Origin of the sequence: Paraburkholderia sp. SG-MS1, assembly GCF_012275575.1 — a bacterium.
In the GTDB taxonomy this organism is placed as follows: Bacteria; Pseudomonadota; Gammaproteobacteria; order Burkholderiales; family Burkholderiaceae; genus Paraburkholderia.
Map to the genome: position 1 here is coordinate 1 of NZ_NPIH01000030.1, position 22,105 is coordinate 22,105.

Annotated in this window: 24 protein-coding genes and 3 pseudogenes; 14 read left to right on the forward strand and 13 right to left on the reverse strand. The window is 65.0% G+C overall.

All coding sequences use genetic code 11. From position 1 onward, the window contains the following. The 5 genes from CIC12_RS02545 to CIC12_RS02565 form a co-directional block, all read left to right on the forward strand. Nucleotides 1-650, forward strand: a 650-nt coding sequence (locus CIC12_RS02545; RefSeq protein ID WP_168661877.1) for an FAD-binding protein, incomplete at its 5' end; no start/stop codon positions are given. Next, nucleotides 647-985 (forward strand): NIPSNAP family protein, encoded by a 339-nt coding sequence (locus tag CIC12_RS02550; RefSeq protein ID WP_168661879.1) that lies wholly within the window; start codon nucleotides 647-649, stop codon nucleotides 983-985. The genes CIC12_RS02545 and CIC12_RS02550, both read left to right, overlap by 4 nt. Before the next feature lie 33 nt (nucleotides 986-1,018). Continuing rightward, nucleotides 1,019-1,783, forward strand: a complete 765-nt coding sequence (locus tag CIC12_RS02555; RefSeq protein ID WP_168661881.1) for an SDR family NAD(P)-dependent oxidoreductase — start codon at nucleotides 1,019-1,021, stop codon at nucleotides 1,781-1,783. Nucleotides 1,784-1,969: 186 nt separating this feature from the next. Then, nucleotides 1,970-3,379, forward strand: coding sequence for an MFS transporter (locus CIC12_RS02560; protein WP_168661883.1), 1,410 nt, complete (start codon nucleotides 1,970-1,972; stop codon nucleotides 3,377-3,379). 205 nt (nucleotides 3,380-3,584) lie between these two features. Then, nucleotides 3,585-3,836, forward strand: coding sequence for a hypothetical protein (locus tag CIC12_RS02565; protein ID WP_168661885.1), 252 nt, complete (start codon nucleotides 3,585-3,587; stop codon nucleotides 3,834-3,836). A 116-nt stretch (nucleotides 3,837-3,952) separates the two neighbouring features. Here CIC12_RS02565 and CIC12_RS32890 read toward each other — a convergent pair whose 3' ends face one another. From CIC12_RS32890 to CIC12_RS02585, 6 genes and pseudogenes are all read right to left on the reverse strand, one after another. Then, nucleotides 3,953-4,201, reverse strand: a complete 249-nt coding sequence (locus CIC12_RS32890; protein WP_168661888.1) for a hypothetical protein — start codon at nucleotides 4,199-4,201, stop codon at nucleotides 3,953-3,955. A gap of 78 nt (nucleotides 4,202-4,279) precedes the next feature. After that, the gene (locus CIC12_RS02575; RefSeq protein ID WP_168661890.1) at nucleotides 4,280-4,642 is read right to left on the reverse strand and encodes a hypothetical protein; all 363 of its coding nucleotides are present in this window, start codon (nucleotides 4,640-4,642) and stop codon (nucleotides 4,280-4,282) included. Nucleotides 4,643-4,693: 51 nt separating this feature from the next. Further along, nucleotides 4,694-4,819 (reverse strand): hypothetical protein, encoded by a 126-nt coding sequence (locus CIC12_RS33565; protein ID WP_274597537.1) that lies wholly within the window; start codon nucleotides 4,817-4,819, stop codon nucleotides 4,694-4,696. 310 nt (nucleotides 4,820-5,129) lie between these two features. After that, nucleotides 5,130-5,261 carry a hypothetical protein gene (locus tag CIC12_RS33570; protein WP_274597538.1) on the reverse strand — a complete coding sequence of 44 codons (132 nt, stop codon included), beginning with the start codon at nucleotides 5,259-5,261 and terminating at the stop codon, nucleotides 5,130-5,132. Between the two features lie 81 nt (nucleotides 5,262-5,342). After that, nucleotides 5,343-6,218, reverse strand: a complete 876-nt coding sequence (gene kdgR / locus CIC12_RS02580; RefSeq protein WP_168661922.1) for a DNA-binding transcriptional regulator KdgR — start codon at nucleotides 6,216-6,218, stop codon at nucleotides 5,343-5,345. Between the two features lie 132 nt (nucleotides 6,219-6,350). After that, a pseudogene (locus CIC12_RS02585) lies at nucleotides 6,351-6,619 on the reverse strand (SDR family oxidoreductase); the annotation flags it as partial. Between the two features lie 186 nt (nucleotides 6,620-6,805). Here CIC12_RS02585 and kdgT point away from each other — a divergent pair. Next, nucleotides 6,806-7,822: a 2-keto-3-deoxygluconate transporter gene (gene kdgT / locus CIC12_RS02590; RefSeq protein ID WP_168661892.1), complete on the forward strand. Its 1,017-nt coding sequence runs from the start codon at nucleotides 6,806-6,808 to the stop codon at nucleotides 7,820-7,822. Nucleotides 7,823-7,965: 143 nt separating this feature from the next. Here kdgT and CIC12_RS02595 read toward each other — a convergent pair whose 3' ends face one another. Both CIC12_RS02595 and CIC12_RS02600 read right to left on the reverse strand, forming a co-directional pair. Beyond that, nucleotides 7,966-8,565, reverse strand: a complete 600-nt coding sequence (locus CIC12_RS02595) for a GNAT family N-acetyltransferase (protein ID WP_168661894.1) — start codon at nucleotides 8,563-8,565, stop codon at nucleotides 7,966-7,968. 127 nt (nucleotides 8,566-8,692) lie between these two features. Next, nucleotides 8,693-10,138: an NAD-dependent succinate-semialdehyde dehydrogenase gene (locus CIC12_RS02600; protein WP_168661896.1), complete on the reverse strand. Its 1,446-nt coding sequence runs from the start codon at nucleotides 10,136-10,138 to the stop codon at nucleotides 8,693-8,695. A gap of 381 nt (nucleotides 10,139-10,519) precedes the next feature. Here CIC12_RS02600 and CIC12_RS02605 point away from each other — a divergent pair, with 381 nt between their 5' ends. Beyond that, nucleotides 10,520-10,723: a cold-shock protein gene (locus CIC12_RS02605; protein ID WP_007181784.1), complete on the forward strand. Its 204-nt coding sequence runs from the start codon at nucleotides 10,520-10,522 to the stop codon at nucleotides 10,721-10,723. Between the two features lie 191 nt (nucleotides 10,724-10,914). Here the strand turns inward: CIC12_RS02605 and CIC12_RS02610 are convergent, their stop codons facing one another. The 3 genes from CIC12_RS02610 to CIC12_RS02620 all read right to left on the reverse strand — a co-directional run bounded on the left by CIC12_RS02610 (nucleotide 10,915) and on the right by CIC12_RS02620 (nucleotide 13,853). Beyond that, complete coding sequence (locus tag CIC12_RS02610; RefSeq protein ID WP_446727919.1) at nucleotides 10,915-11,703, reverse strand: ABC transporter ATP-binding protein; 789 nt, start codon at nucleotides 11,701-11,703, stop codon at nucleotides 10,915-10,917. An 11-nt stretch (nucleotides 11,704-11,714) separates the two neighbouring features. Beyond that, a complete protein-coding gene (locus CIC12_RS02615; RefSeq protein ID WP_168661898.1) occupies nucleotides 11,715-12,575 on the reverse strand; it encodes an ABC transporter permease in 861 nt (286 codons plus the stop codon). A 213-nt stretch (nucleotides 12,576-12,788) separates the two neighbouring features. Further along, nucleotides 12,789-13,853 carry an aliphatic sulfonate ABC transporter substrate-binding protein gene (locus CIC12_RS02620; protein WP_238812332.1) on the reverse strand — a complete coding sequence of 355 codons (1,065 nt, stop codon included), beginning with the start codon at nucleotides 13,851-13,853 and terminating at the stop codon, nucleotides 12,789-12,791. Between the two features lie 318 nt (nucleotides 13,854-14,171). On the opposite strand from CIC12_RS02620, the gene CIC12_RS02625 reads away from it, so the two are divergent. The 4 genes from CIC12_RS02625 to CIC12_RS02640 all read left to right on the forward strand — a co-directional run bounded on the left by CIC12_RS02625 (nucleotide 14,172) and on the right by CIC12_RS02640 (nucleotide 18,580). Next, the gene (locus CIC12_RS02625; RefSeq protein ID WP_168661900.1) at nucleotides 14,172-14,564 is read left to right on the forward strand and encodes a hypothetical protein; all 393 of its coding nucleotides are present in this window, start codon (nucleotides 14,172-14,174) and stop codon (nucleotides 14,562-14,564) included. A gap of 245 nt (nucleotides 14,565-14,809) precedes the next feature. After that, nucleotides 14,810-16,231 carry a hopanoid biosynthesis associated radical SAM protein HpnJ gene (hpnJ, locus tag CIC12_RS02630; RefSeq protein WP_168661902.1) on the forward strand — a complete coding sequence of 474 codons (1,422 nt, stop codon included), beginning with the start codon at nucleotides 14,810-14,812 and terminating at the stop codon, nucleotides 16,229-16,231. Then, nucleotides 16,228-17,388, forward strand: coding sequence for a bacteriohopanetetrol glucosamine biosynthesis glycosyltransferase HpnI (gene hpnI / locus CIC12_RS02635; RefSeq protein WP_168661904.1), 1,161 nt, complete (start codon nucleotides 16,228-16,230; stop codon nucleotides 17,386-17,388). Before hpnJ ends, hpnI begins: the two co-directional genes overlap by 4 nt. Before the next feature lie 148 nt (nucleotides 17,389-17,536). Continuing rightward, a complete protein-coding gene (locus tag CIC12_RS02640; RefSeq protein ID WP_168661928.1) occupies nucleotides 17,537-18,580 on the forward strand; it encodes a flippase-like domain-containing protein in 1,044 nt (347 codons plus the stop codon). 53 nt (nucleotides 18,581-18,633) lie between these two features. Here CIC12_RS02640 and CIC12_RS02645 read toward each other — a convergent pair whose 3' ends face one another. Together CIC12_RS02645 and CIC12_RS02650 are read right to left on the reverse strand one after the other, a co-directional pair. Next, complete coding sequence (locus tag CIC12_RS02645) at nucleotides 18,634-20,055, reverse strand: ATP-binding protein (RefSeq protein ID WP_168661906.1); 1,422 nt, start codon at nucleotides 20,053-20,055, stop codon at nucleotides 18,634-18,636. Further along, nucleotides 20,052-20,711, reverse strand: coding sequence for a response regulator (locus tag CIC12_RS02650; RefSeq protein WP_168661908.1), 660 nt, complete (start codon nucleotides 20,709-20,711; stop codon nucleotides 20,052-20,054). The genes CIC12_RS02645 and CIC12_RS02650 overlap by 4 nt, the downstream gene beginning before the upstream one ends. Nucleotides 20,712-21,073: 362 nt before the next feature. Between CIC12_RS02650 and CIC12_RS02655 the strand changes: the two genes are divergently transcribed. The 3 genes and pseudogenes from CIC12_RS02655 to CIC12_RS33830 form a co-directional block, all read left to right on the forward strand. Beyond that, a complete protein-coding gene (locus CIC12_RS02655) occupies nucleotides 21,074-21,424 on the forward strand; it encodes a hypothetical protein (protein ID WP_168661910.1) in 351 nt (116 codons plus the stop codon). An 11-nt stretch (nucleotides 21,425-21,435) separates the two neighbouring features. Next, nucleotides 21,436-21,905 (forward strand): annotated as a pseudogene (locus CIC12_RS32895) (bacteriohopanetetrol glucosamine biosynthesis glycosyltransferase HpnI); the annotation flags it as partial. Between the two features lie 8 nt (nucleotides 21,906-21,913). After that, nucleotides 21,914-22,048, forward strand: a pseudogene (locus CIC12_RS33830) (hopanoid biosynthesis-associated protein HpnK); the annotation flags it as partial. Nucleotides 22,049-22,105 lie beyond the last annotated feature (57 nt).

Genomic DNA, 22,105 nt, shown 5'->3' on the forward strand with positions numbered 1-22,105 from the left:
GTGCGAACGAGCGCGAGACCGCGATGTGGCTGATCTGCGATCACGCGACGATCCGCAAATACGGGCTCGGTTTCGCAAAACCCGCGCCGGTCCCGCTCGGGCCGCTGCTGCGCAACGGCTATCTGACGAGCGGCCGCACGCTTGCCGAACTCGCGCGCAACGCGGGGCTCGACGGCGTCGCGCTGGAAGCGACGGTGCAACGCTACAACGCCGATGCGGTGCGCGGCGAAGACCCCGAGTTCGGGCGCGGCACGACCTCGTTCAACCGCTATCTCGCGGATCCGGAGCATCGGCCGAATCCATGCGTCGCGCCGATCGGTGAAGGCCCGTATTACGCGCTCAAGGTGGTGATGGGCGACCTCGGCACCTTCGACGGCATTTCGACCAAAGTGACCGGCGAAGTGCTTAACGAAGCCGGCGCGCCGATTCCCGGCTTATATGCAGTCGGCAACGATCGCGCGAGCGTGATGGGTGGCAACTATCCGGGCGCGGGCATCACGCTCGGCCCGATCATGACGTTCGGCTACATCACCGGGCGGCAACTGGCAGGCGTGGCTGAAGCTGGTGCCAGCGGCGCGACCGCGGGCCACCACCGAGGCCTCAGCGCAGGCGCCCGCGAAACGGAAACCGTATTGAGGACAGGCACATGAGCAGCGGCAAACCGTTTGTCGATCACCGCATCTATACGATCCGCCCGCGCGGCATGGCGGAATTCATCGAGGTATTCGACCAGTTGGCCATGCCGATTCAGGTGAAGTATCTCGGCGCGCCGGTCGGCTTTTATATGAGTGACATCGGCGCGCTGAATCAGGTGGTGCATCTGTGGGGCTACGAGAGCATCGCCGACTACGACCAGCGCCGCACCGCGCGCGACGCCGATCCGCAATGGCCCGCGTATCTGCAGGCGTCGGCGCATCTGATCGTCGCGCAGGAAAGCCGCATCATCAAACGTGTCGATTTCAGGAGCCTGGCGATGCTTCGCTAGCGGCGCGCCACATCATTCAGGAGGAGACAGAACATGAACGATCGAACACGACGCGTCGCGCTCGTGACTGGCGCCGCGAACGGCATCGGTTGGGCGACCGCGCAACGTTTCGCGCAGGAAGCCTATAGCGTGGTGATTGCCGACATGGATGCGGACCGCGCTCGCGAACGCGCCCAGACACTAGGCGCGGCTCATATGGGCATCGGCGGAGATGTCGCCGTCGAGGCCGACGTGCGCGCGCTGATCGGCACATGCGTCGAGCGATTCGGGCGGCTCGACGTGCTGGTCAACAACGCGGGCAACGGCGATCAGCCGCATCCGACGATCGAGCAGAGCGTCGATGCGTTCGACCGGCTGCTCGACATCCACGTGCGCGGCACTTTCCTCGCCTGCCGCGAGGCGGCCCGAGTCATGCTCGCGCAGCGCAGCGGCGCGATCGTCAATCTCGGCTCGATTGCGGGGCTCGCCGGCATCCCGGCGCGCAACGCATACGGCGCGGCAAAGGCGGGCATCGTCGCGATGACGCGCTCGCTCGCCTGCGAATGGGCGCGTGAGGGCGTCCGCGTGAACGCCGTGGCGCCAGGCTATGTCGCCACAGAGCTGGTTGAGACGCTCAGGCGCAACGGCCAGATGAATCTGCAGGCAATCGAGCGGCGCACGCCGATGGGCCGCCTCGCACAGCCCGATGAAATTGCCCGGGCAATCAGCTTTCTCGCATCGGACGCGGCGAGCTACATCACGGGTACGGTGCTGAGCGTCGATGGTGGCTGGCATGCATACGGCGCGGCCGGCGACTGACCGCTTCTACACGCCGCGCGCAAATCCAGCACAGGCAGTCGCACTATTCGTAGCATTCCGAACAATAAAAAACACCTCGTCCTATCACGGAGACATCGCAATGAAAAAACCTCAAGCAGGCAGGGCGAAAGTTCTGCGCCCGTACGATCGTGAAACACCCGCCACCCTCGCTCGGGGAGACCTCAAATGATCCGCTCTGAACGCAATGTGGATGTGCAGGCCTTCATCGACGAGCAGCGCTTTTCGCCGTACCAATGGACGATTCTCGTCCTGTGCTTTCTCGTCGTTGCCGCGGATGGCTTCGATACGGCTGCGGTCGGTTTCATTGCGCCGTCGCTCGTGCAGCAGTGGGGCATCGCGCGCAGCTCGCTCGGACCCGTGATGAGCGCGGCGCTCGTCGGGCTCGGCATCGGCGCGCTCGCGGCCGGCCCATGCGCGGATCGTCTCGGACGCAAAACGGTGCTGGTGTTGTCGGTGTTTTTCTTCGGCGTGTGGAGTGTCGCGGCGGCTCGCGCGAACTCGATCGAATCGCTGACACTGCTGCGCTTTCTCACCGGGCTGGGTCTCGGCGCGGCGATGCCGAATGCCGTCACGCTGATGTCCGAATACGCACCGGCGCGACTTCGCGCGGTCGCGGTCAACGGAATGTTCTGCGGATTTTCGTGCGGACTGGCGATTGGCGGGGTGGCTTCCGCGTGGCTGATTCCGCACTTCGGCTGGCCCAGCGTACTGGTGGCAGGCGGCGTCGGCCCCATCGCGCTGACCGTGCTGCTGATTCTGCTGCTGCCGGAGTCGGTGCAGTTTCTTGCCGTGCGCAGGCAGGCGGATCGGCGCATCGCGCGCATCCTGCAACGTATTGCGCCGCATAGCCGCTTCGAAGGGTGCCGCTTCGTCGCGGTGGATGCGCGCGCAGGCCACGAGGCCGCCGCGGGCGACGCGAGCAAAGCCGGCGCGCGTCCTCAATGGGCGCTCGCAGTCGTGCTGTCATCACGTTACCGCTTCGGCACGCTCATGCTGTGGCTCGCGTATTTCATGGGCTTGCTGATCTACTACCTGCTCACCAACTGGCTGCCGACGCTGTTCAAGGACACCGGCTTTTCCGGTGAAAAAGCCGCGCTGATGACCTCGCTCTTCCCGCTTGGCGGCATACTCGGCAATCTGTGTGTCGGCTGGATCATGGACCGGTTTGCCGGACATCGCGTGGTCGCGCTGACTTTCGTGCTGGTGGGCGTGCTCGTGCTGCTGGTCGGACGCGGCGTTGGACATCAGCTCTGGCTCGGCACGCTGATCTTCCTCACCGGCACCGTGGCGACGAGCGCCGTCACGTCGATGTCGGCGCTCGCCGCAAGCTTTTATCCGACCCGGGCACGCGCGACGGGCGTGGCGTGGATGCTGGGGATCGGCCGCATCGGCGGCGTGGCGGGCGCGCTGGTCGGCGCCGCGCTGATGGGGCTCGGCTGGCAGTTCGGCGCAGTGTTCAGCCTGCTGGCCGTGCCGTCGGTGGTCGCCGCGAGCGGTGTGTATCTGATGACGCGGCGCGTGCAGGCCGACGCGTCTTCGAAGGAGGGGGCCGGTCCTGCCGTCGCACTCGAATGACCGCTGCGTTGAAGGCGTGCGCCGCGACGGCGCACGCCTTCACGACCGGCATGACGGGCAGCCACTTTCATTGTGGTCTGAAACACAACAGTGAATTCGTGATTAACGGATTTATCCCGTCAGGTGAGCCACCTACACTGCCTTCAATGCTGCGGCGCGAGTCACGCCGGCAGCGCATGTGGAGACAATCTCCGGAGGTGGTGTCATGAAGTCGCTCATTCAAACCGTTGCTCTCGCCGTCGTTCTTGCCGCCCCGCTTGCGTCGTTCGCGCAGCCGGCCGGTGAACCCGGTATTCAGGACTCGCAGGTCACGCAGACGCCCGCTGCGCGCCCGCATCACGCAGCTCGAACGGATGACAGCGGGTATGGTGCAAGCAGCCACGGTACGTGGCAGTCCGGCCGCGGCACCGACACGACGGTCAGCTCCTACTCGCCGCCGATCTACAACGTGCGTTGAGCGCAAGTGCATGCGGGGCGATCATGAGCACGCCTCGCGCTTAAGCACTTAACGAAGCCGGATATTGCCCACCGCGCGACGAGGGAGGCGTCGCGCGCGTGTCTTCGGGGTTTCAGTCAGGGTGTACGCAACAACGCCATCTCATTGCGCAGTAGCGCACGCAGTTCGTCGTCGGTAGGACGAGTCCCCCAATGCTGTGCGCCCGCCACCGATGCTATTGCCATCCACGAATGCGGCGGGAACCACTCGCGCAAGAGCGCGCCGTCCTGGCGCAAACACAATTGACCGGTTTGTTCGCTGTATTCGGCGCAGATGAGCGAGCCATCGATGTGCGCCGTTACTCGTCTTGGATCGTTGCGTAGCAAATCGTCGCTCCTGCAAAAGGGGTGGCGAGCATGCCCACGCGATACGGCTGCGTCAGCGACGCAGCCGTCGTCCAGGCGTCAGTGATTGTGCCCGTGGTCGTCGCCATGGCCATGCCAGCCGTTGTCGTGACCGCGCGGGCCGCGAGCCTCATGCCACTCGCGGCGGTCGTGATGACGCTCTTCCCATTCGCGCCGTTCCCAGTAGCGGTGGCCGTCGTAATACCGCTCGCCGTACCAGCCCGGGCTCACCACGACCACGGGCGGCGGCGCAGGTGCATACACCGGCGGAGGCGGGGCATACACCGGCTCGGGCGCGTAAGCGACACCCGGCACGCCGATGTTGATGCCGACATCGACGTGAGCCAGCGCAGCCGACGATGCACCGATTCCGAGGCCTGCAACGATCGCCAACGAGAACCAGCGGTTTTTTGAATTGCTCATGTTTTATTCTCGGTCTCTACGATTGTGGGGACATGCGTGCGCGCGCTGTGCTTAGTAACGGTCGTGATCGCGATGGTGGTCGTGATCGTGATAGCCGCCTTCGGGGACCACGATGCAACCGCTCAGCGTGCTGCCGAGCGTTGCTGCCAGGATGACCAGGGCGAGAATTCTTTTCATGTCGTTGCTCCGTTTTGCTTGTGAAGCGAACTCTACTGAGCGGCGGCATTTCCGTTGTGTTTGTGTGTAACAGGACGTGTCGATGCGAACGCGCACGGCTAACAGGAGCGGTGCGCGGAAAGGGCGCCGGGGAAGCGCTTCATCGGGCCATGGCAAGCTGGCCGCCACAGCGGCAAGCCATTGAACCGACTATGGAAAAAACGCCGCGCCCACGCATTGCGCATGACTGCGCGCGTTGAGCGGTCAATGCATCAACTGCCGGTAAGTGGATGACATCGTGTTTCGCCGCGGCCAGGCCGCGCGGATACATTCAGTTGCAGACTGAGGCGGGACGTTGCATGGCGAGCGGCACGCGCGCATGTTGCGCGTGGCGGGTCTGCATGTACGAGGCACGGCCGGGCACGAGCGCCATCCGCTCCGGATAAGGTTCGATGCGTAGCATCGGCGGAAGGTGCATCCAGGGTTCGCGCAGATGACGGCGCCAAGGCGATGTTGCGTCAGGGCCGTCATCGCAGCGCGCCGTTTATCCCGCGGGTACAGGTTCCGGCGCCGGCGCTTCGCGATAGCCGAGCCGCGTCGAGATCGCGAGACCCGACTGCTTGAGCAACGCCACATAGCGCGACTTCGTGTCGGCGCCGCAGCGCATCGTCGGAAACGAAACGGACAGGCCGGCGATCACGCGGCCGAAGCGATCGAACACGGGCACCGCGATGCACCGCAGGCCTTCTTCCTGTTCCTCGTTGTCTTCGCCATAACCTTGCTCGCGCACGTGCGGCAGGATGCTGAGCACCGCTTCGGCGCAGGTAAGGGTCTTCTGCGTCGACTTGCGGAATTCGACGTGCGAAAGCACCTCGCGCGCCTCGGCCGGGTCCATCCACGCGAGCAGCACCTTGCCGATTGCGGTGCTGTGCAGCGGATTGCGCCGGCCGATGCGCGACTGCATGCGCAAGCCGTAGTCGGCGTCGATCTTGTGGATGTAGATGATTGCGTCTTCGTCGAATGCGCCGAGGTGCACCGCCTCGCGCGTCACCTGGCCGATGCGCCGCATCTCGACGTCGGCCTCGCGCACGAGATCGACGCTCTCCAGCGCCTTCGCGCCGAGTTCGAACAGACGGATCGTCAGCCGGTAGCGCTCGGTCTCGACGTCCTGGGTCACGTAGCCGAGCGCCTTGAGCGTCTGGATCACGCGATGCACGGTGGTCTTCGACATCGCGAGCCGTTGCGACAGTTCGCTGATGCCGATCTGTCCGCTGTCGCCGATCGCGCCGAGAATCGCGAACATGCGGCCGATCGACGACGCCGATTCTCCCCGTTCGCCGCCGTTGCCGGACTCGGGGCTCTGCGCGTCCTGTACCTGCGCGACGCCGTCGTCCTTGCGCTGTTTGCCTGTCGCTGCCATCGCCGTCATTCCCTGTCCATGCGAACCCGTGCTGCGCCTCTGCGTGGCTGGCCCGCGCGATCGGCCGCACCAGTCACGCTCGCTCACGCGGCGAGGCGCGCGAGCGTACCGCTTCGCGCGCATGTCCGCCCGCTAGCGCGCAAGCCACCGGCCGTCTACCGCCAGTGTATGCCCGTGCATGTAGTCCGACGCGGACGACGCGAGAAATACGACCGGCCCCGCGAGATCTTCCGGCGCCCCCCAACGGCCCGCCGGAATTGCCCGACGATCTCCTCGCTGCGCTGCGCGTCCTCGCGCAATGCCGCCGTGTTGGCGGTCGCCATGTAGCCCGGCGCGATCGCGTTCACATTGATGCGCTGCGCGGTCCATTCATTCGCAAGCAGCCGCGTCAGACCGAGCACGCTTCAAGCTTGCTAAAGCTTCCGGACCGAACGCGGGTAAACGCTGAGCCTATTTATAAAGAATATCGGAACGGCGTTCCTTTCGCGGTGTTACATTGCGCCGAAAGGGAGCAGACCGGCGTCAGACCGGCGACCTTACCCGGGTGATTCGCCCGACCAACAGGACGCAAAGTCCATGGAGGAGGCATGAAGATCAAGAAGGCCCTCGACCGCATTCCTGGCGGGCTGATGCTGGTTCCACTGCTGCTTGGCGCCTGTGTCCACACGTTCGCGCCCGGCGCGGGCAAATACTTCGGGTCGTTCACCAACGGCCTGATCACCGGCACTGTGCCGATTCTGGCGGTGTGGTTCTTCTGCATGGGGGCGACGATCGATCTGCGGGCGACCGGCACCGTGCTGCGCAAATCGGGCACGCTGCTCGCGACCAAGATGCTGGTGGCGTGGATCGTGACAATGATCGCGGCGCGCTTCATTCCGCTCGACGGCATCAAGACGGGGCTATTTGCCGGACTCTCGATCCTTGCGATCACGACCTCGATGGACATGACCAACGGCGGTCTCTATGCCGCGGTGATGCAGCAGTACGGGACCAAGGAAGAGGCCGGCGCGTTCGTGCTGATGTCGGTCGAATCGGGGCCGCTCGTCAGCATGATCATTCTGGGCGCGACGGGCGTCGCGTTCTTCGAGCCGCGGCTCTTTATCGGCGCGGTGCTGCCGTTTCTGATCGGCTTCGCGCTGGGCAATTTCGACAGTGATCTGCGTGATCTGTTCGGCCGCTGCGTGCATCCGCTGATTCCGTTCTTCGGTTTTGCGCTCGGCAACGGCATCGACCTGAACGTGATCGTCACAAGCGGCTTGCCGGGCATCGTGCTCGGTCTCGCGGTGATCGTCGTGACAGGCATTCCGCTGATTCTCGCCGATCGCTGGATCGCCGGCGGCAATGGGGCGGCAGGGCTGGCGGCATCGTCGACGGCGGGGGCCGCGGTGGCGAATCCTGCGATCATCGGCGACATGATCCCGAGCTTCAAGCCGCTGGTGCCGGCCGCGACCGCGATGGTCGCCACGGCTTGCCTCGTGACCGCGATTCTGGTGCCGATCCTCACTGCGCTGTGGGTGCGCCGGCATCATGCGCGCGATGCATTGCGTGAAGAATTCGCGGCGGCGCAAGCGGTGCCGCTCAATGAGCGGGACGCGCACGTTTGAAGGGGGAGGTTGCCCGGTTGCGTGATATTGCAACGCAACCGGCAAGTGGCCCGCGTGCGCTCGTTCGACCGGAGCGCGGCGGGCCGTGAGCAGTGTCCGGGGCGGAGGCCGTGTAGGAGGCCGTGTAGGAGACCGCGCGCCGACTAGCGCGCGAGCTTCGCTTCCAGCATCGTCTTGACCTGGGGCCATTCGTTATCGATGATGCTAAAGCGCACCGAGTTGCGCTTGCGTCCATCCGGCATGATCCGCTCATGCCGGACCACCCCTTCCTGTTTCGCACCGATGCGCAGAATCGCCGCGCGTGAGCGCTCATTGAGCTCATCGGTCGTGAACTGCACGCGCACGCATTGCATTGCGTCGAACGCGTGACTCAGCAGCAGGTACTTCGCCTCGGTGTTGACCGCCGAGCGCTGCACCGATTCGCTCAACCACGTATGGCCGATTTCGAGCTTGCGGTTCGCGCGGTCGATCTTCCAGAAACGCGTGCTGCCGACGATCGCGCCGCTCACGCGCACCACGATCACGAACGGCATCACGGTGCCGGCCGCGCAGCCCTCGAGCGCGCTCGCGATATAGCCGCCGATGGTGTCCGGTCCCGGCACCACCGTCAGCTTCATGTTCCAGAGCTGGCCGTCGGCGGCGGCGTCGAGCAACGCTGGCGCGTGTTCCTGCCGAAGCGGCCTGAGTTCGACGGTGGCGCCGGTCAGTGTTGGCGGCATGAGTCGGGCAGTGTGGTCGTCCATGGTTCCATGGCAATAAAATAGTCCGCGAGCCAAAGCTCGCGGACCCGGTGCAGCGATTCGGAACGGGGCGGGCCGAAAGGCGGTTTCAACTCGCGTTGATTTGCCATCGGCCCGTCGCGGTGTGGCGTTAAGCCGCCAGCACCGACACGGCCTTGGTGACCAGATAGCCTTCCATCGCTTCCGGTCCGCCTTCCGAGCCGTAGCCCGAATCCTTCACACCGCCGAACGGCATTTCCGGCGAAGGCGTGGCCGGCTGGTTGATCCACAGCATGCCGACTTCCATTTGCTGCGACAGCAGGTGCACGTTGCTGAACGACTTCGTGTACGCATAGCCCGCGAGGCCGAACGGCAGACGGTTGGCTTCGGCGATCGCGTCTTCGAGCTTGTCGAAACCGCGAATGGCGGCGATCGGGCCGAACGGCTCGTTGTTGAACACGTCGGCTTCGAGCGACACGTTGGTCAGCACGGTCGGCGCGAAGAAGTTGCCTTCCGAGCCCACGCGCTCACCGCCGGTTTCGACCTTGGCGCCGGTCTTGCGTGCGTCGTCGAGCACCTTGGTCATGGCGGAGAGACGGCGCGCATTGGCGAGCGGCCCGAGGGTCGTGCCTTCCGCGAGGCCGTCGCCGAGCTTCAGACTTTCGGCGTGCTTGACCAGCGCCGCGGCGAATTCTTCGCGGATGCTGTTGTGCACGAGGAATCGCGTCGGCGAGATGCAGACCTGGCCCGCGTTGCGGAACTTCGCGCCGCCGGCCGCCTTGACGGCGAGCGCCACGTCGGCGTCTTCCGCGACGATGACCGGCGCATGACCGCCCAGCTCCATGGTCGCGCGCTTCATGTGCGCGCCGGCGAGGGCGGCCAGTTGCTTGCCGACCGGCGTCGAGCCCGTGAACGTGACCTTGCGGATCACCGGATGCGGGATCAGGTAGCTGGAAATCTCAGCCGGGTCGCCGAACACGAGACCGACCGTGCCCGCCGGCACGCCCGCTTCGACGAACGCCTGCAGCAATGCCGCCGGCGATGCCGGGGTCTCTTCCGGCGCCTTCACGAGGAACGAGCAGCCGCAGGCGAGCGCCGCGGAGAGCTTGCGCACCACCTGGTTGACCGGGAAGTTCCACGGCGTGAACGCCGCCACGGGACCGATCGGCTCCTTGAGCACCAGTTGCTGCGCGGCGAGGTTGCGCGACGGCACGATCCGGCCATACACGCGACGGCCTTCGTCGGCAAACCATTCGATGATGTCGGCGGCGGCCAGCACTTCGACGCGCGCTTCGGCGAACGGCTTGCCCTGTTCCTGCGTCATCAGGCGGCCGATGTCGGAAGCGCGTTCGCGCACCAGAGCCGCGGCCTTGCGCATCGTTGTGGCGCGCTCGTTGGCCGGAATCTTGCGCCATGCTTCGAAGCCGCGTTGCGCGGCTTCGAGCGCGCGGTCGAGGTCGGCGATGCCGGCGTGCGCCACTTTGCCGATGGCCTCGCCCGTCGCCGGGTTGATGACGTCGAGGGTCTTGCCGCTCGCGGCGTCACACCACTCGCCGTTGATCAGAAGTCGGGTATCGGTATAGCTCGAAATGGCCATGCTGGGTTCCTGTAGTTGGGAAAAACGACAGGCCGCGCGATCCTGAAGCGATGCAACCGACCTGCGCGGCCATGGATGGACTGCCGATAGCAATCATCTTATCTGATTGCGGGCAATCGCATCGGCCGCCGCCTCGAGTGCGGCACGCGGCACGCCGCTTGCGACGCGCTTGTCGCGGCGCCGGAGAAACGATAGGAGCAACGCCGCGCAAACAGGCGTAAAGTCAGATGGCTGTGGCTGTTGCCGCGGCAGGAGCAGGCTCGGCCCGCGATGGTGGGCGGCGCTGATGTAACACAGATCAGCGCGACGCGGGCTTCCGGCGCGGCAGGTCAAAGACGGCGAACAAAGTCCAATCAACCCAGATGCACACGAGGAATCGACATGCCAACCGGTACAGTGAAGTGGTTCAACGACGCGAAAGGATTTGGCTTCATCACACCCGATGACGGCGGCGAAGATCTTTTCGCCCATTTTTCGGAGATTCGTTCCGAGGGCTTCAAATCGTTGCAGGAAAACCAGAAGGTCAGCTTTGAAATCAAGCAGGGGCCCAAGGGGAAACAGGCAGCGGATATCAAGCCGGTGTGAAGGAAGCGGGACAGCCGGTTCGCACGCGCGATGAGATGCGGCCGGCTGCTTCGTGAGGCGTGGGTGCGATCCGCATGGGTGAAGGTGGCGGCCGATGCTGGCACGCGAGCGCAAGGCAAGCCCCGAGCGCCCGAATGTTGATGCGCGGCTCCGGCATTGCAATGCTGCCGCGCACCCGGTCGCTGCATGCCTTATATGCCGCCGTCCGCGACAGCCCCGATTCCTTCGAGCAACTCATCACGCAGGGCCGCGAGCGTTTCATCGCGCCGATCGCGTGGATGCCGTCCCGTCACGGCCACGTCGCGCAGCAGGCGTCCTGCGCGATGCGGACCCGCCGCGTTGAGCAGCAGCACCCGGTCCGACAGATAGAGCGCCTCGTCCAGATCGTGCGTGACAATGAGCGCGGCGGTGCCGTGCGCGCGCGTCAACGACAGCAACAGATCTTGCAGACGCCTGCGCGTCATCGCATCGACCGCGCTGAACGGTTCGTCGAGCAGCAACAGGTCCGGCTGCGGGAACAGCCCGCGCGCGAGCGCCACGCGCTGCGCCATGCCGCCCGAAAGCTGCTTGGGCAACGCCGCGCCGGTGCCCGCGAGGCCGACCTCCTCGAGCAGACGCGGGACCCGCGGGTCGTGCCCCTGGCGCGGGCCGGCTGAAAACGCGACGTTGTCGGCCACGCTCAGCCACGGCAGCAGGCGGGGCTCCTGAAAAATCACGCCGACGCGCGGCGACGGCCCGCGCTGCGCCACGCCGTCGAGCAGCAGTTCGCCGTCGAAGTCACGATCGAGCCCGGCCAGCACGCGCAGCAGGGTGCTCTTGCCGCATCCGCTCGGGCCGACCAGGCTGACGATCTCGCCGCGGCCGAGCGCAAAGCTGACCCGCTCGAGCACCATGCGCGCGTCGTAGCGCTTGCTAACCGACCGCACGTCGAGCAGCCGCGACGCTCCCGCAGCCGGCCCCGATGACCACCCCGTTGACACCTCTACCGCGCTCACCGCACACCTCCCGACACCGCCTGATCGCTCGCCGTGTCGCGCCAGCGCAGCACGCGCGCTTCGAGCGCCTTGAGCACGCTGTCGCTGAGCTTGCCGAGCAGCGCGAGCAACAGGATCGCCCCGAACACGAGGTCGGGGCGGCCGGTTTCGCGTCCCTCGCTGAGCAGATAGCCGAGCCCGCGCGTGGCCGCAATCAGTTCGGCGGCGACCATGAACATCCACGCGAGACTCAGGCCGGTGCGCAGACCGGTGAAGATCTGCGGTAACGACGCCGGCAGCAGAATGCGCGTGAAGAGCGCCCGGCGACTCAAGCGGTTGACCTCGCCGAGTTCGAGCAGTTTTCTATCGACGCCGCGAATCCCCGCCACCACGCTCAGTTGCACGGGGAAAAACGCGCCGATGGCGACGAGGGCGATTTTCGGCGCTTCGTCGATGCCCATCCATAGCAGCAGAATCGGCACCCAGGCGAGCGAGGGAATCGCGCGCAACGCCTGGAACGCGGGATCGAACAGCGCGTCGAGCCGGCGGCTCAGTCCCATCGCGGCGCCGGCCAGCAGCGCGAATGCGGCGCCGATGCCGAAGCCCGCCAGCACCCGTAGCGTGCTCGCGCCGATATGGCGGCCAAGACGCTCGCCGCCGAGCTGCCAGAGGGTCTCGAAGATCGAACTGGGCGCCGGCACCAGATGCGCGGGCAAGATCGCCGCGCGCACCAGTGCTTCGATCAGCGCGAGAAACGCGATCGGCAGGATCAGGCCGGCCATGCGCCAGCGCCGGAGCGGATCGCTCGGCGCCGCGCGACCGGCCGCGGCGGCAGGATGGGTTCGAGGATGCAGCGTGAGCGATTCGTCGGTGGGCATGAACGTGGGGCAGCGGGGGGGAAACCAAGGTGCGGCGGTCACGCATGGCCGCCACGCGGCTGAGCGGCTATGCGTCCAGCGGCACGGCGCGCAGTCGCGGCAGGACAAATGGCGAAGCATCGACCGCTGCCGATACATCGACGGCCACGAGCGTGCGGGGCGGCAGCGAACCCAGCACGCCGCGCGGTCGACTCAGGACGGACACGCAAGCGCTCACTGCCCATTCGCGGCGAACACGGGCTGCGCCGCTTTCACATCGATCAACGCATCGATCACCTGATTCAGATCCGTACCCGGCTTCACCAGTTGCTCCTGCACCAGAATCGGCGCGGCCGCCTTGAGCGCGGCGAGCTGCTGCGCGCCCAACTGCGGGTGGCTGAAATCGTTGCGGCTCAATTGCAGTTTCGCGACCGGCAGCGACAGCTTCGATTCCTCCGCGACGATCTTCGCCGTGTCGTCCGGATGCGCAGCGATCCACACGCGCGCTTTTTCATAGACCTTCAGCACCTGCGCGAGCGTTTCAGGATGATCGCGGATGAAATCTTCGCGGGCGTTGAGGAGGCCCCACGTGTTGAAATCGACGTTGCGGTACAACAGCTTCGCGCCATCGTCGATCTGCGCGGCGGCCATGTGCGGATCGAGGCCGGCCCAGGCGTCCACCTGGCTATTGGCGAGCGCCGTGCGACCATCCGGGTGCTGGAGATTGACGATCTCGACGTCGTCGCGCGACAGCCCCGCCGTGTGCAATGCACGCAGCGTGAAGAGGAACGGGTCGGTGCCCTTGGTCGCGGCGATCTTCTTGCCCTTCAGATCCGCGAGGGTCTTGATCGGCGAGTCCTTGCGCACGACCAGCGCAGTCCATTCCGGGCGCGAGAACACGTATACCGAGCGGATCGGATTGCCGTTCGCCTTGGCGAGCACGGCGGCGAGACCCGCCGTCGAGCCGATGTCGATCGCACCGCTATTCAGGTATTCGAGCGCGCGATTGCTGCCGAGGCTCAGCACCCATTTGACGTCGGTGTGCTGCGGCGCAAGCGCCTGTTCGAGCCAGCCGTTACGCTTGATCACGAGGCTTTCCGGCGAGTAGTACGCGTAATCGAGCTTCAGTTCGGCAGGCGGTGCGGCGCGCGCGACGTTCGGCGCGAAAAACGTCGCGAGTGCCGTGGTTGCCGCGACCAGCAGCGAAGCGAAACCGGCTTGCACGCGGTTCGCTTGCCACAGACGCGGTGCCCGGAAAATGGAAGGCGGCAGATTGGGCGTACCCCGCGGGAATGTCATCGAATGGTCCTGATTGGTAGTCTGTTGTGACCGCTCAATGTAGTGAATGCCCGCGCAAAACTGAACGAATAAAAAGTCACAATCAAAGCAGATCGGACGCTATGGCGGCGGGCGTGAACCGTGTGCCTGATGTGGAGGAGAGGATCAAGCTCACGTCATTGAAGCCACGCGCAATTCATTGCCGTGTGGTCCGCACGGCCGGCGCGCGCTATGAAGCATCCCCCCGACAGCCGGCCCAACGGCCCACCCGCGAAATGTGGCACGATCAGTTCAACCGCCGCCGGCAACGCGGCACGTTGAGAATGCAGCGAGGGCATCGTGGACAAAAACAGCGCATACAAGGAAATAACCGACAACGGTGGCGCACCGTATGCAAGGTACTTCGCCACGCAGAACCCCGAGCATCCGCTTACGCCGTTCTGCCATCGCTACCTGTTTGAAAAGGATCTCGAAGCGAGAACCGCCGCGCACGACGAAGAGCGCGGCTTCGCGCTGAAGTCGCTCGCGCAGATGGAGTCGTCGTCGCATCTCGCGCAAGCGGCGGCGAGCGCCTCGCGCGATGCGGCCACGGCCGCGCATACGTCCGCACTGAGCGCGCGGCGCTCGGCATTCTGGACGATGATCGCCGCGATTGCGTCGGCGCTCGGCGTAGTGGTAAACGCTGCCCTCAATCTGGGCTGGCTCGATTGGGCAAGACACGTTGTCCGGTGAGACGGGCAATACGTGAATCACCGCGCATTTTTGTCCAGCTAGCATAAGAAAAAGACAGGCGTGCGAGACGCGAAACTAAACCGCAGAACCATGCCGCCCATCGCCGGAACGCAGTATTATTCATCAGGTTTCCTTCAGCTTTGCTCCGTACTATCTGCGCCACCCGTTCGGGTTCGCACGAACCACGGTTCCGATAGTGTCTCGACAGAAAACTGAAAACGCCGCACAGGCTTGCGGGAGTCCCTATGAAAACTCTGTTCTTGCAGGCTCCGTCATTCGACGGCTTCGACGGCGGCGCAGGTTCGCGCTACCAGGCAAAACGTGAAGTCAAGTCGTTCTGGTATCCCACATGGCTTGCCCAGCCAGCCGCGCTGATTCCCGAGAGCCGCGTCTTCGATGCCACCGCAAATGGGGCGTCGGTGGACGAAACGCTCGACGTCGCCCAGCAATACGATCTCGTCATCATCCACACCAGCACACCTTCGTTTCCCACCGACGCGCTCTTCGCGCAGCATCTCAAGGAACGCAAGCCGTCGATCCTGATCGGTATGGTCGGCGCGAAGGTAGCGGTCGATCCGCACAATTCGCTTACCGCGACCGAGGCGATCGATTTCGTCGGCCGCGAAGAATTCGATTTCACCTGCAAGGAAGTCGCCGAAGGCGTGCCGTTCGCACAGATCAAGGGCTTGAGCTATCGCGCGGCGGACGGTTCGATCGAACACAACGAAGCGCGTCCGATCCTCGAGAACATGGACGAACTGCCGTTCGTCGCGCCGGTCTACAAGCGCGATCTGAAGATCGAAAACTACTTCAACGGGTACCTGAAGCATCCCTACGTCTCGCTCTATACCGGCCGCGGCTGCCGCTCGCGGTGCACGTTCTGCCTGTGGCCGCACACGGTCGGCGGCCATCGCTACCGGGTGCGCTCGGCCGCGCACGTGCTCGAGGAAGTGAAATGGATTCGCGACAACATGCCTGAAGTCAAGGAGATCATGTTCGACGACGACACCTTCACCGATTTCAGGCCGCGCGCCGAAGAAATCGCGCGCGGCATGGGCAAGCTGGGCGTGACGTGGTCGTGCAACGCGAAGGCGAACGTGCCGTACGAGACGCTAAAGATCATGAGGGAGAACGGCCTGCGCCTGCTGCTCGTCGGCTATGAATCCGGCGACGACCAGATCCTCGTGAACGTGAAGAAGGGCTTGCGCACGGACATGGCGCGGCGCTTTGCGAAAGACTGCCGCGCGCTCGGCATCAAGGTTCACGGCACCTTCATTCTGGGCTTGCCGGGCGAGACGCCGGACACGATCCGCAAGACGATCGAGTACGCGAAAGAGGTCAATCCGCTGACGATCCAGGTGTCGCTTGCTGCGCCGTATCCCGGCACCGTGCTCTATAACCAGGCGGTCGAGAACGGCTGGCTCGCGGAGAACAAGGTCATCAATCTCGTCAGCAAGGAAGGCGTGCAGCTGGCGGCGATCGGCTATCCGCATCTGTCGCGCGACGAGATGTACCACCAGCTCGAAAACTTCTACAAGCGCTTCTATTTCCGCCCGTCGAAAATCTGGGAAATCCTGCGCGAGATGTTTACCAGCTGGGACATGATGAAACGGCGCTTGCGTGAAGGCGTCGAATTCTTCCGTTTCCTGCGTGCCCATCAGGCGTGAACGCCACACACCTGCTCGCCGTCACGCTGGCCTACGCGTGTGCGGCGGCGGCTGTGTTCGGCATCGGCTACACGGTGCTGGCCGGCGTGCTGATCGGGCGCTTCTTCGCCCGGCCGGTGTCCACGCCCACCAGTTTTCCGCCGGTAACGATCGTCAAACCGCTGCACGGCAACGAGTGGGCGCTGCTCGCCAATCTGTCGAGCTTTTGCGAGCAGGACTATCCGGGACCGATGCAATTCGTATTCGGCGTGCACGACTCGAACGACCCCGCGCTTCAAGCCGTTGAGGAACTGCGGCGGCTGCATCCGGACGCCGACATCACGGTGGTCGCCGATGCGCGTCTGTACGGCCCGAACCGCAAGATCAGCAACATCATCAACATGATGCCGCAGGCGAGGCACGACGTGCTGGTGTTTGCCGACAGCGACGTGAGCGTTGCGCGCGACTATCTGCGCAACGTCGTGGGCGAGCTGCAGAAGCCGGACGTGGGGCTCGTCACCTGCGCGTATCACGGGCGACCCGACCCGGGCTTCTGGCCGCGGCTGTCGGTCAAGGCCACCAACTACCAGTTCCTGCCTAGCGTCGTGATCGGGCTCGCAGTCGGACTCGCACGGCCGTGCTTCGGGCAGACCATCGTGATGCGGCGCGACACGTTCGACAGGATCGGCGGCTTCACGCCGTTCGTGCGGCATCTCGCCGAGGACCACGCGATCGGCGAAGCGGTGCGCATGATCGGCAAGAAGGTCGTGATTCCGCCGTTTCCGATTTCGCATGCATGCGTCGAATCGAGCGCGACGCAGCTTGTCGCGCATGAACTGCGCTGGAGCCGCACGATTCGCTATATCGATCCAGCCGGTCATCTGGGCTCGGCGCTGATTCATCCGCTGCCGTTCGCGCTGCTGGCCCTCGCTTTCTCGGGCGGGGCGATCTGGGCATGGCCGCTCGTCTTCATCGCGATGTGCGCGCGGCTCGCGCTGCAACTGCTCACCGACCGCGCGTTGCGGCTGCGCCCGCGCGACCGGTGGCTGCTCCCGATATGGGATATCGTGTCGTTTGCGATTTTCGTTGCGAGCTTCCGCTCATCGCGCGTGATCTGGCGGGGCTTCAGCTTCAAGGTGGACGGGGACGGCCTGTTGTCGGCGACACAGGACGAGTGACGGATGAACGGCAAGGCAGGGCGGTCATGATGGATGGGCTTTTCGAACCGCGCGAAGCGGACTGTGCGGCTGCATGCGCGGCGCGTGGCGCCGTACCCGCTGCGCAATGGATCGCGCCGACGATGCGCGCACGCGAGGTGCCCGCGTGATGAAGCACTTCGGCCGCGCCGCCGCGCTGCTCGGCTTGCTCCTGTCGTTATGGCTCGTATGGCGCGACAATCCCGGCGCCGTGCTCGGCGCACTGCGGGCCGCGGGCGCCGGTCTCGTACTGGCGGCGCTCGTGCACCTGTTGCCGATGCTGGCCAACGCCTGTAGCTGGCGCTCGCTGATTCGCGGCGCGCAGCAGCCGAGCGTGCTCCGGATGCTGCACCTCGTGTGGGTGCGCGAATCGGTCAACAGCATGCTGCCGGTCGCGCGCATCGGCGGCGAAGTCATCGCGTTCCGCATGCTCCGGCGCTGGGACACGCGGGCTTCGACAGCGGTGGGCAGCATCGTCGTCGACATGCAGCTCACGGTGATCAGCCAGTTGCTGTTCACGATGGTCGGCATTGGTTTCCTGTTCGCGCACGCGCAGTCCGACACGCTGCGCCTCGCGGGGCAACTCGCATGGGGCGTGGTGGTGCTCGCGCCGTTGCTGCTGCTGTTCGCGCTCGTGCAGCATGCCAACCCGTTCGCACGCATCACCCGCGTGCTCAACCGGATGACGAGCGGCAAGCTCGCGGCGCTGGTCGGTCAGTCCGCGCAAATCGATCAGTCGATCAAGCTGATCTGGCGGCGGCGCGCAGTGGTGCTGCGCTATCTGTTCGTCTGGCAAGTATTGCAATCCTTGATGACGGCCCTCGAAATCTGGCTCGCGCTGTATTTCCTCGGCGTGCGGATCACGTTCGTCGAAGCGATCGTGATCGAATCGCTGATTCAGGCAATCAGCAGCGCGGCGTTCTTCGTGCCGGGCGGCCTGGGCGTACAGGAAGGCGGGTTTATTCTGATCGGCGGCGCGCTCGGGCTCGATCCGTCCACCTGTCTGGCGCTGGCCGCCGCGCGACGGATTCGCGACGTGCTGATATTCGTGCCGGGGTTGATCGCGTGGCAGTTCGCCGAGTCGCCGAAGCGCGCAAACGCGCTGGCGAAACAGGGAGGGCGCGCGCAACGGCGCGAGCCGCGTTCCGCTGTGACGGAGAGCGGCAGGCGTTAGGCGTGACGGGCCGGCGCAAGGCCTTGAAAAGACGGGGCCGGCGTGCAGCCGCGTCAGTTCGCGTGTGCCTGTGCGCGCGCCTGCACGTGAGCCGGAAACGACACCTCCACCTTCAGACCCCGTCCGCCGGTGCCCGTGGTCAAATTTAGCCGCGCGCCGAAATGTCCGGCGATACGCGCGACGATGGACAGCCCCAAGCCGCTGCCGGAAGCTGTGTTGCCCGTCGTGCGAAAGAAGCGGTGGGTCAGGCGGGAGAGGTCGTCCGGCGCAACACCGGGGCCGTCGTCGCACACGCTGATCCGCACGCGGTCGCCGGCCTGGCTGACCGCGACTTCGACGCTGCCGCCGCTGCGCCCATACTTGATCGCGTTATCGAGCAGATTGTCGAGCAGGATACCGACCAGTACCGGCTCCGCATCGATCTCGGCGTGCATGTCGCCGGTCAGCGTCACGCGGATGTTCTTCTGCTGCGCGTTGAGTTCGTTCGCGCGCAGCGTGTTCTTCGCCACCGTCGCGGGCTTGAGCGGCGCCGTCGACAATTTTTCGTGTGCGTCGAGCCGCGCGAGCAGCAGCAGTTGTTCCGCGAGCCGTGCGCTGCGATCCACGCCTTGCACGACGCGCTCCATGGCGAGCCGCTGCAATGCGGCGTCGGGCTCGGCCAGCGCGACTTGCGCCTGCACCTTGATCGCGGCGAGCGGCGTCTTCAGTTCATGGGCGGCGTCGGCGGTGAAGGCGCGTTCACGCTCCAGCGAGTTCTGCAAACGCGAGAGCATCAGATTGATCGCATCGACGAGCGGGCGCACTTCGAGCGGGGCACGGCCGATGTCGACCGGCTCCATCCGGTTGACGTCGCGCGAGCGAATCGCGCCCGACAGCACCTTCAGCGGCGCCAGACTCCAGCCGATGCTGAACCACACCAGCAGCGCCAGCACCGGCAATGCGATCAGCGTGGGACGCGCGATGCGGCTCGCGACGCCGCTCACCAGGTCGCTGCGCGTATTGGCCGGTTCGAACACGCGCACGGTATGACCGAGCGCGGTGTCGCGCAGCGTGAACGAGTGATACCGCTCTCCGCCGAGCGTGATGTCGCGCGCGCCGCTGACGGACGGCGCCGGCAGGTCCCATGCGCCGAGCGCGTGCAATTGCGGGCTGCCCGCGAGCACGTCGCCATTCGCGCCGCGCACCTGGAAGAGTGCGTCGCGCGGCAGGGTGTCGTCATCATCGAGATCGCTGGCGCCGGGGTTGCCGCCTTTTTCTTCTTCGCGCACGTCGATGCGCGCGTTGGCGAGCGTGCTCAGGTTGCGTGGGTCGAGCAGCGCGAGAATCTGCGCGAGTTCCGCAAGACGCGCCTCTTCCCATTCGTCGACTTCACGCGTGGCCTGACGATAACTCGACACCAGCGCGATGCCCCAGATCAACACGATGCTGGCGAGCACCAACAGCACGAGCCGTCGGCGAATCGACGCGCCCATCACGCTTTCTCCACGACGTAGCCGATGTTGCGCACGGTCTTGATCAGCCCCGCTCCGAGTTTCTTACGCAGGTTCGAGACGTGCACCTCGATCGCGTTGCTTTCGATTTCTTCCTGCCAGCCGTACAGGCTTTCTTCGAGTTGCGAGCGCGATTGCGGAATGTCCTGATGGGTCAGCAACTGCAACAGGATCGCCCATTCGCGCGACGTGAGCGGCACGCGCGTCGTGCCCACTTCAACCGTCTGCGCGACCGGATTGACCGTCAGGTCCTGATAGCGGATCAGCTCGACACTGCGGCCTTGCGCGCGGCGCAGCAGAGCGCGGCAACGCGCGATCAGTTCGGTCAGGTCGAAGGGCTTGCCGAGGTAGTCGTCCGCGCCGGCTTCGAGGCCGCCGACCCGATCGGCGACCGTGCCTTTCGCGGTCAGCACCAGCACCGGCACGTCCTTGCCGGTGTCGCGCAGGCGCTTGAGCAGTTCCATACCGCAGACGCGCGGCAAGCCGAGATCGAGCACCACCAGCGCATACGTGGTGGTGTCGAGCGCAAGGCCGGCCTTGTGGCCGTCGCGTGCCCAATCGACGGTGAAGCCCGCTTGTCGCAAGCCGGCTTCGACGCCGTAGCCGATCAGATCGTCGTCTTCTACGAGGAGTACGCGCATGGTGGGAAATGTCCGTTTCGAATGGGTATTGCATGACGGCAGGCATTTTCATGTAAGCGCCGCTCGTGCATTCGCAGTTTAACCAGCCTCTTCATCAGAGTGCCTTTATACCGCGCGCATGCTTAAGGTTTCCTTCAGTTCGAATGGATAGTATCGCCCCTCAACGACCCGGTTCGCGAAGCGATGATGAATACGTGATGCGCCTGTCAACCGCGCTTTTGAACCGCGCTTGTCGACCTCGCTTGTCACCCACGTTCGTCAGCCATTTGCAACTCGATCGTAAGGACATCGATGGAATATTTTCGGCGATGTCCATGCCGACAAATCCCGCCGTGCGTTTCTTCGCGTCACGAGGCCACGTCATGAAGCCACTCGCCGTCGACATGCTGCGCGCTCATCTGCTAATAGCCTCACTCACGGCCGTGGGCACCGAGGCGATCGTCTGTGTGGCACTGCTGGTATTGCCCGTGTCGCAGCAATTCTTCGGCTCTACTGCGTTCCGGCTGCTCGCGGTTGCGGTGATCGTCGGCGGCGTCGTCGTGACGCGTGAATTCGCGCAGGCTGCGTTCCAGATCGCGGTCAAAAGCCGTCACATGTTGCCGGCTGAGCGCTGCGAGCTGCCGGTCGAGATCGGCCCGGATTGTCCGCGGCGCTGGCTCGTCATTCTTCATCTGCGGCTGACCGGCCAACCGTTCGTGCTGGCCGGGCACTGACGGAAACGGGTATGGCGGCGCACGCATGGACCGTATGCCAATGGATTCTGTCGACAGACTGCATTGGCGCCGCGTTCTACGCGATGGCCACCGTAATGGCGACGCCGTTCGCGGCACGAGCGGTCACGCTTCGGTCCATCGGGAGAACGCCTCTGATTATCGAGCGACCTCCGTTTGCGCGTGGCAGTCCGCACAAGCAACGCAATCACCGCAGCCGTCGCATCCATTCGGGCAGGTTGGCGTCAGCGTGCTCAAACCGCTGTGCGGCGCCGAGCCGCGTCTGTACGAAAACCTGCAAACCTTCTGCGAGCAACGTCACGGGCATTTTCAGCTGGTGCTCGGCGTGTCGTCGCCGCGCGACCCCGCGATCGCGGTGGCGCGCCGTTTGCAAGCGGCCTATCCGGCGCACGACATCGAGCTGGCCATCGACACGCGGGTGCACGGCAGCAATCTCAAGGTCAGCAAACTGATCAATATGGCGAATTGCCGTTGAGTGACGGCATGCGCGACTACCGGCATGCCGATGAATGACAGGCGCTGCTCTCGCCCAAGGTGGCCGCCGCTATTCGCGCATCGGGCGCGCGGGCCGGCGGATTTGCGGACGTGCTGGCGCAGCGCATGTGATAGCGGGGGGTGTTTGACTGCGGACGGGTACGTCCACGCGACCGGCCGTGGACGTAC

Coding starts and splice junctions, on each gene's coding strand:
- CIC12_RS02550 (WP_168661879.1), top strand. CDS start 647: ATGAGCAGCGGCAAACCGTTTGTCGATCACCGCATCTATACGATCCGC.
- CIC12_RS02555 (WP_168661881.1), top strand. CDS start 1,019: ATGAACGATCGAACACGACGCGTCGCGCTCGTGACTGGCGCCGCGAAC.
- CIC12_RS02560 (WP_168661883.1), top strand. CDS start 1,970: ATGATCCGCTCTGAACGCAATGTGGATGTGCAGGCCTTCATCGACGAG.
- CIC12_RS02565 (WP_168661885.1), top strand. CDS start 3,585: ATGAAGTCGCTCATTCAAACCGTTGCTCTCGCCGTCGTTCTTGCCGCC.
- CIC12_RS02575 (WP_168661890.1), bottom strand. CDS start 4,642: ATGAGCAATTCAAAAAACCGCTGGTTCTCGTTGGCGATCGTTGCAGGC.
- CIC12_RS33565 (WP_274597537.1), bottom strand. CDS start 4,819: ATGAAAAGAATTCTCGCCCTGGTCATCCTGGCAGCAACGCTCGGCAGC.
- CIC12_RS33570 (WP_274597538.1), bottom strand. CDS start 5,261: ATGCTACGCATCGAACCTTATCCGGAGCGGATGGCGCTCGTGCCCGGC.
- kdgR (WP_168661922.1), bottom strand. CDS start 6,218: ATGGCAGCGACAGGCAAACAGCGCAAGGACGACGGCGTCGCGCAGGTA.
- kdgT (WP_168661892.1), top strand. CDS start 6,806: ATGAAGATCAAGAAGGCCCTCGACCGCATTCCTGGCGGGCTGATGCTG.
- CIC12_RS02595 (WP_168661894.1), bottom strand. CDS start 8,565: ATGGACGACCACACTGCCCGACTCATGCCGCCAACACTGACCGGCGCC.
- CIC12_RS02600 (WP_168661896.1), bottom strand. CDS start 10,138: ATGGCCATTTCGAGCTATACCGATACCCGACTTCTGATCAACGGCGAG.
- CIC12_RS02605 (WP_007181784.1), top strand. CDS start 10,520: ATGCCAACCGGTACAGTGAAGTGGTTCAACGACGCGAAAGGATTTGGC.
- CIC12_RS02615 (WP_168661898.1), bottom strand. CDS start 12,575: ATGCCCACCGACGAATCGCTCACGCTGCATCCTCGAACCCATCCTGCC.
- CIC12_RS02620 (WP_238812332.1), bottom strand. CDS start 13,853: ATGACATTCCCGCGGGGTACGCCCAATCTGCCGCCTTCCATTTTCCGG.
- hpnJ (WP_168661902.1), top strand. CDS start 14,810: ATGAAAACTCTGTTCTTGCAGGCTCCGTCATTCGACGGCTTCGACGGC.
- CIC12_RS02640 (WP_168661928.1), top strand. CDS start 17,537: ATGAAGCACTTCGGCCGCGCCGCCGCGCTGCTCGGCTTGCTCCTGTCG.
- CIC12_RS02650 (WP_168661908.1), bottom strand. CDS start 20,711: ATGCGCGTACTCCTCGTAGAAGACGACGATCTGATCGGCTACGGCGTC.
- CIC12_RS02655 (WP_168661910.1), top strand. CDS start 21,074: ATGAAGCCACTCGCCGTCGACATGCTGCGCGCTCATCTGCTAATAGCC.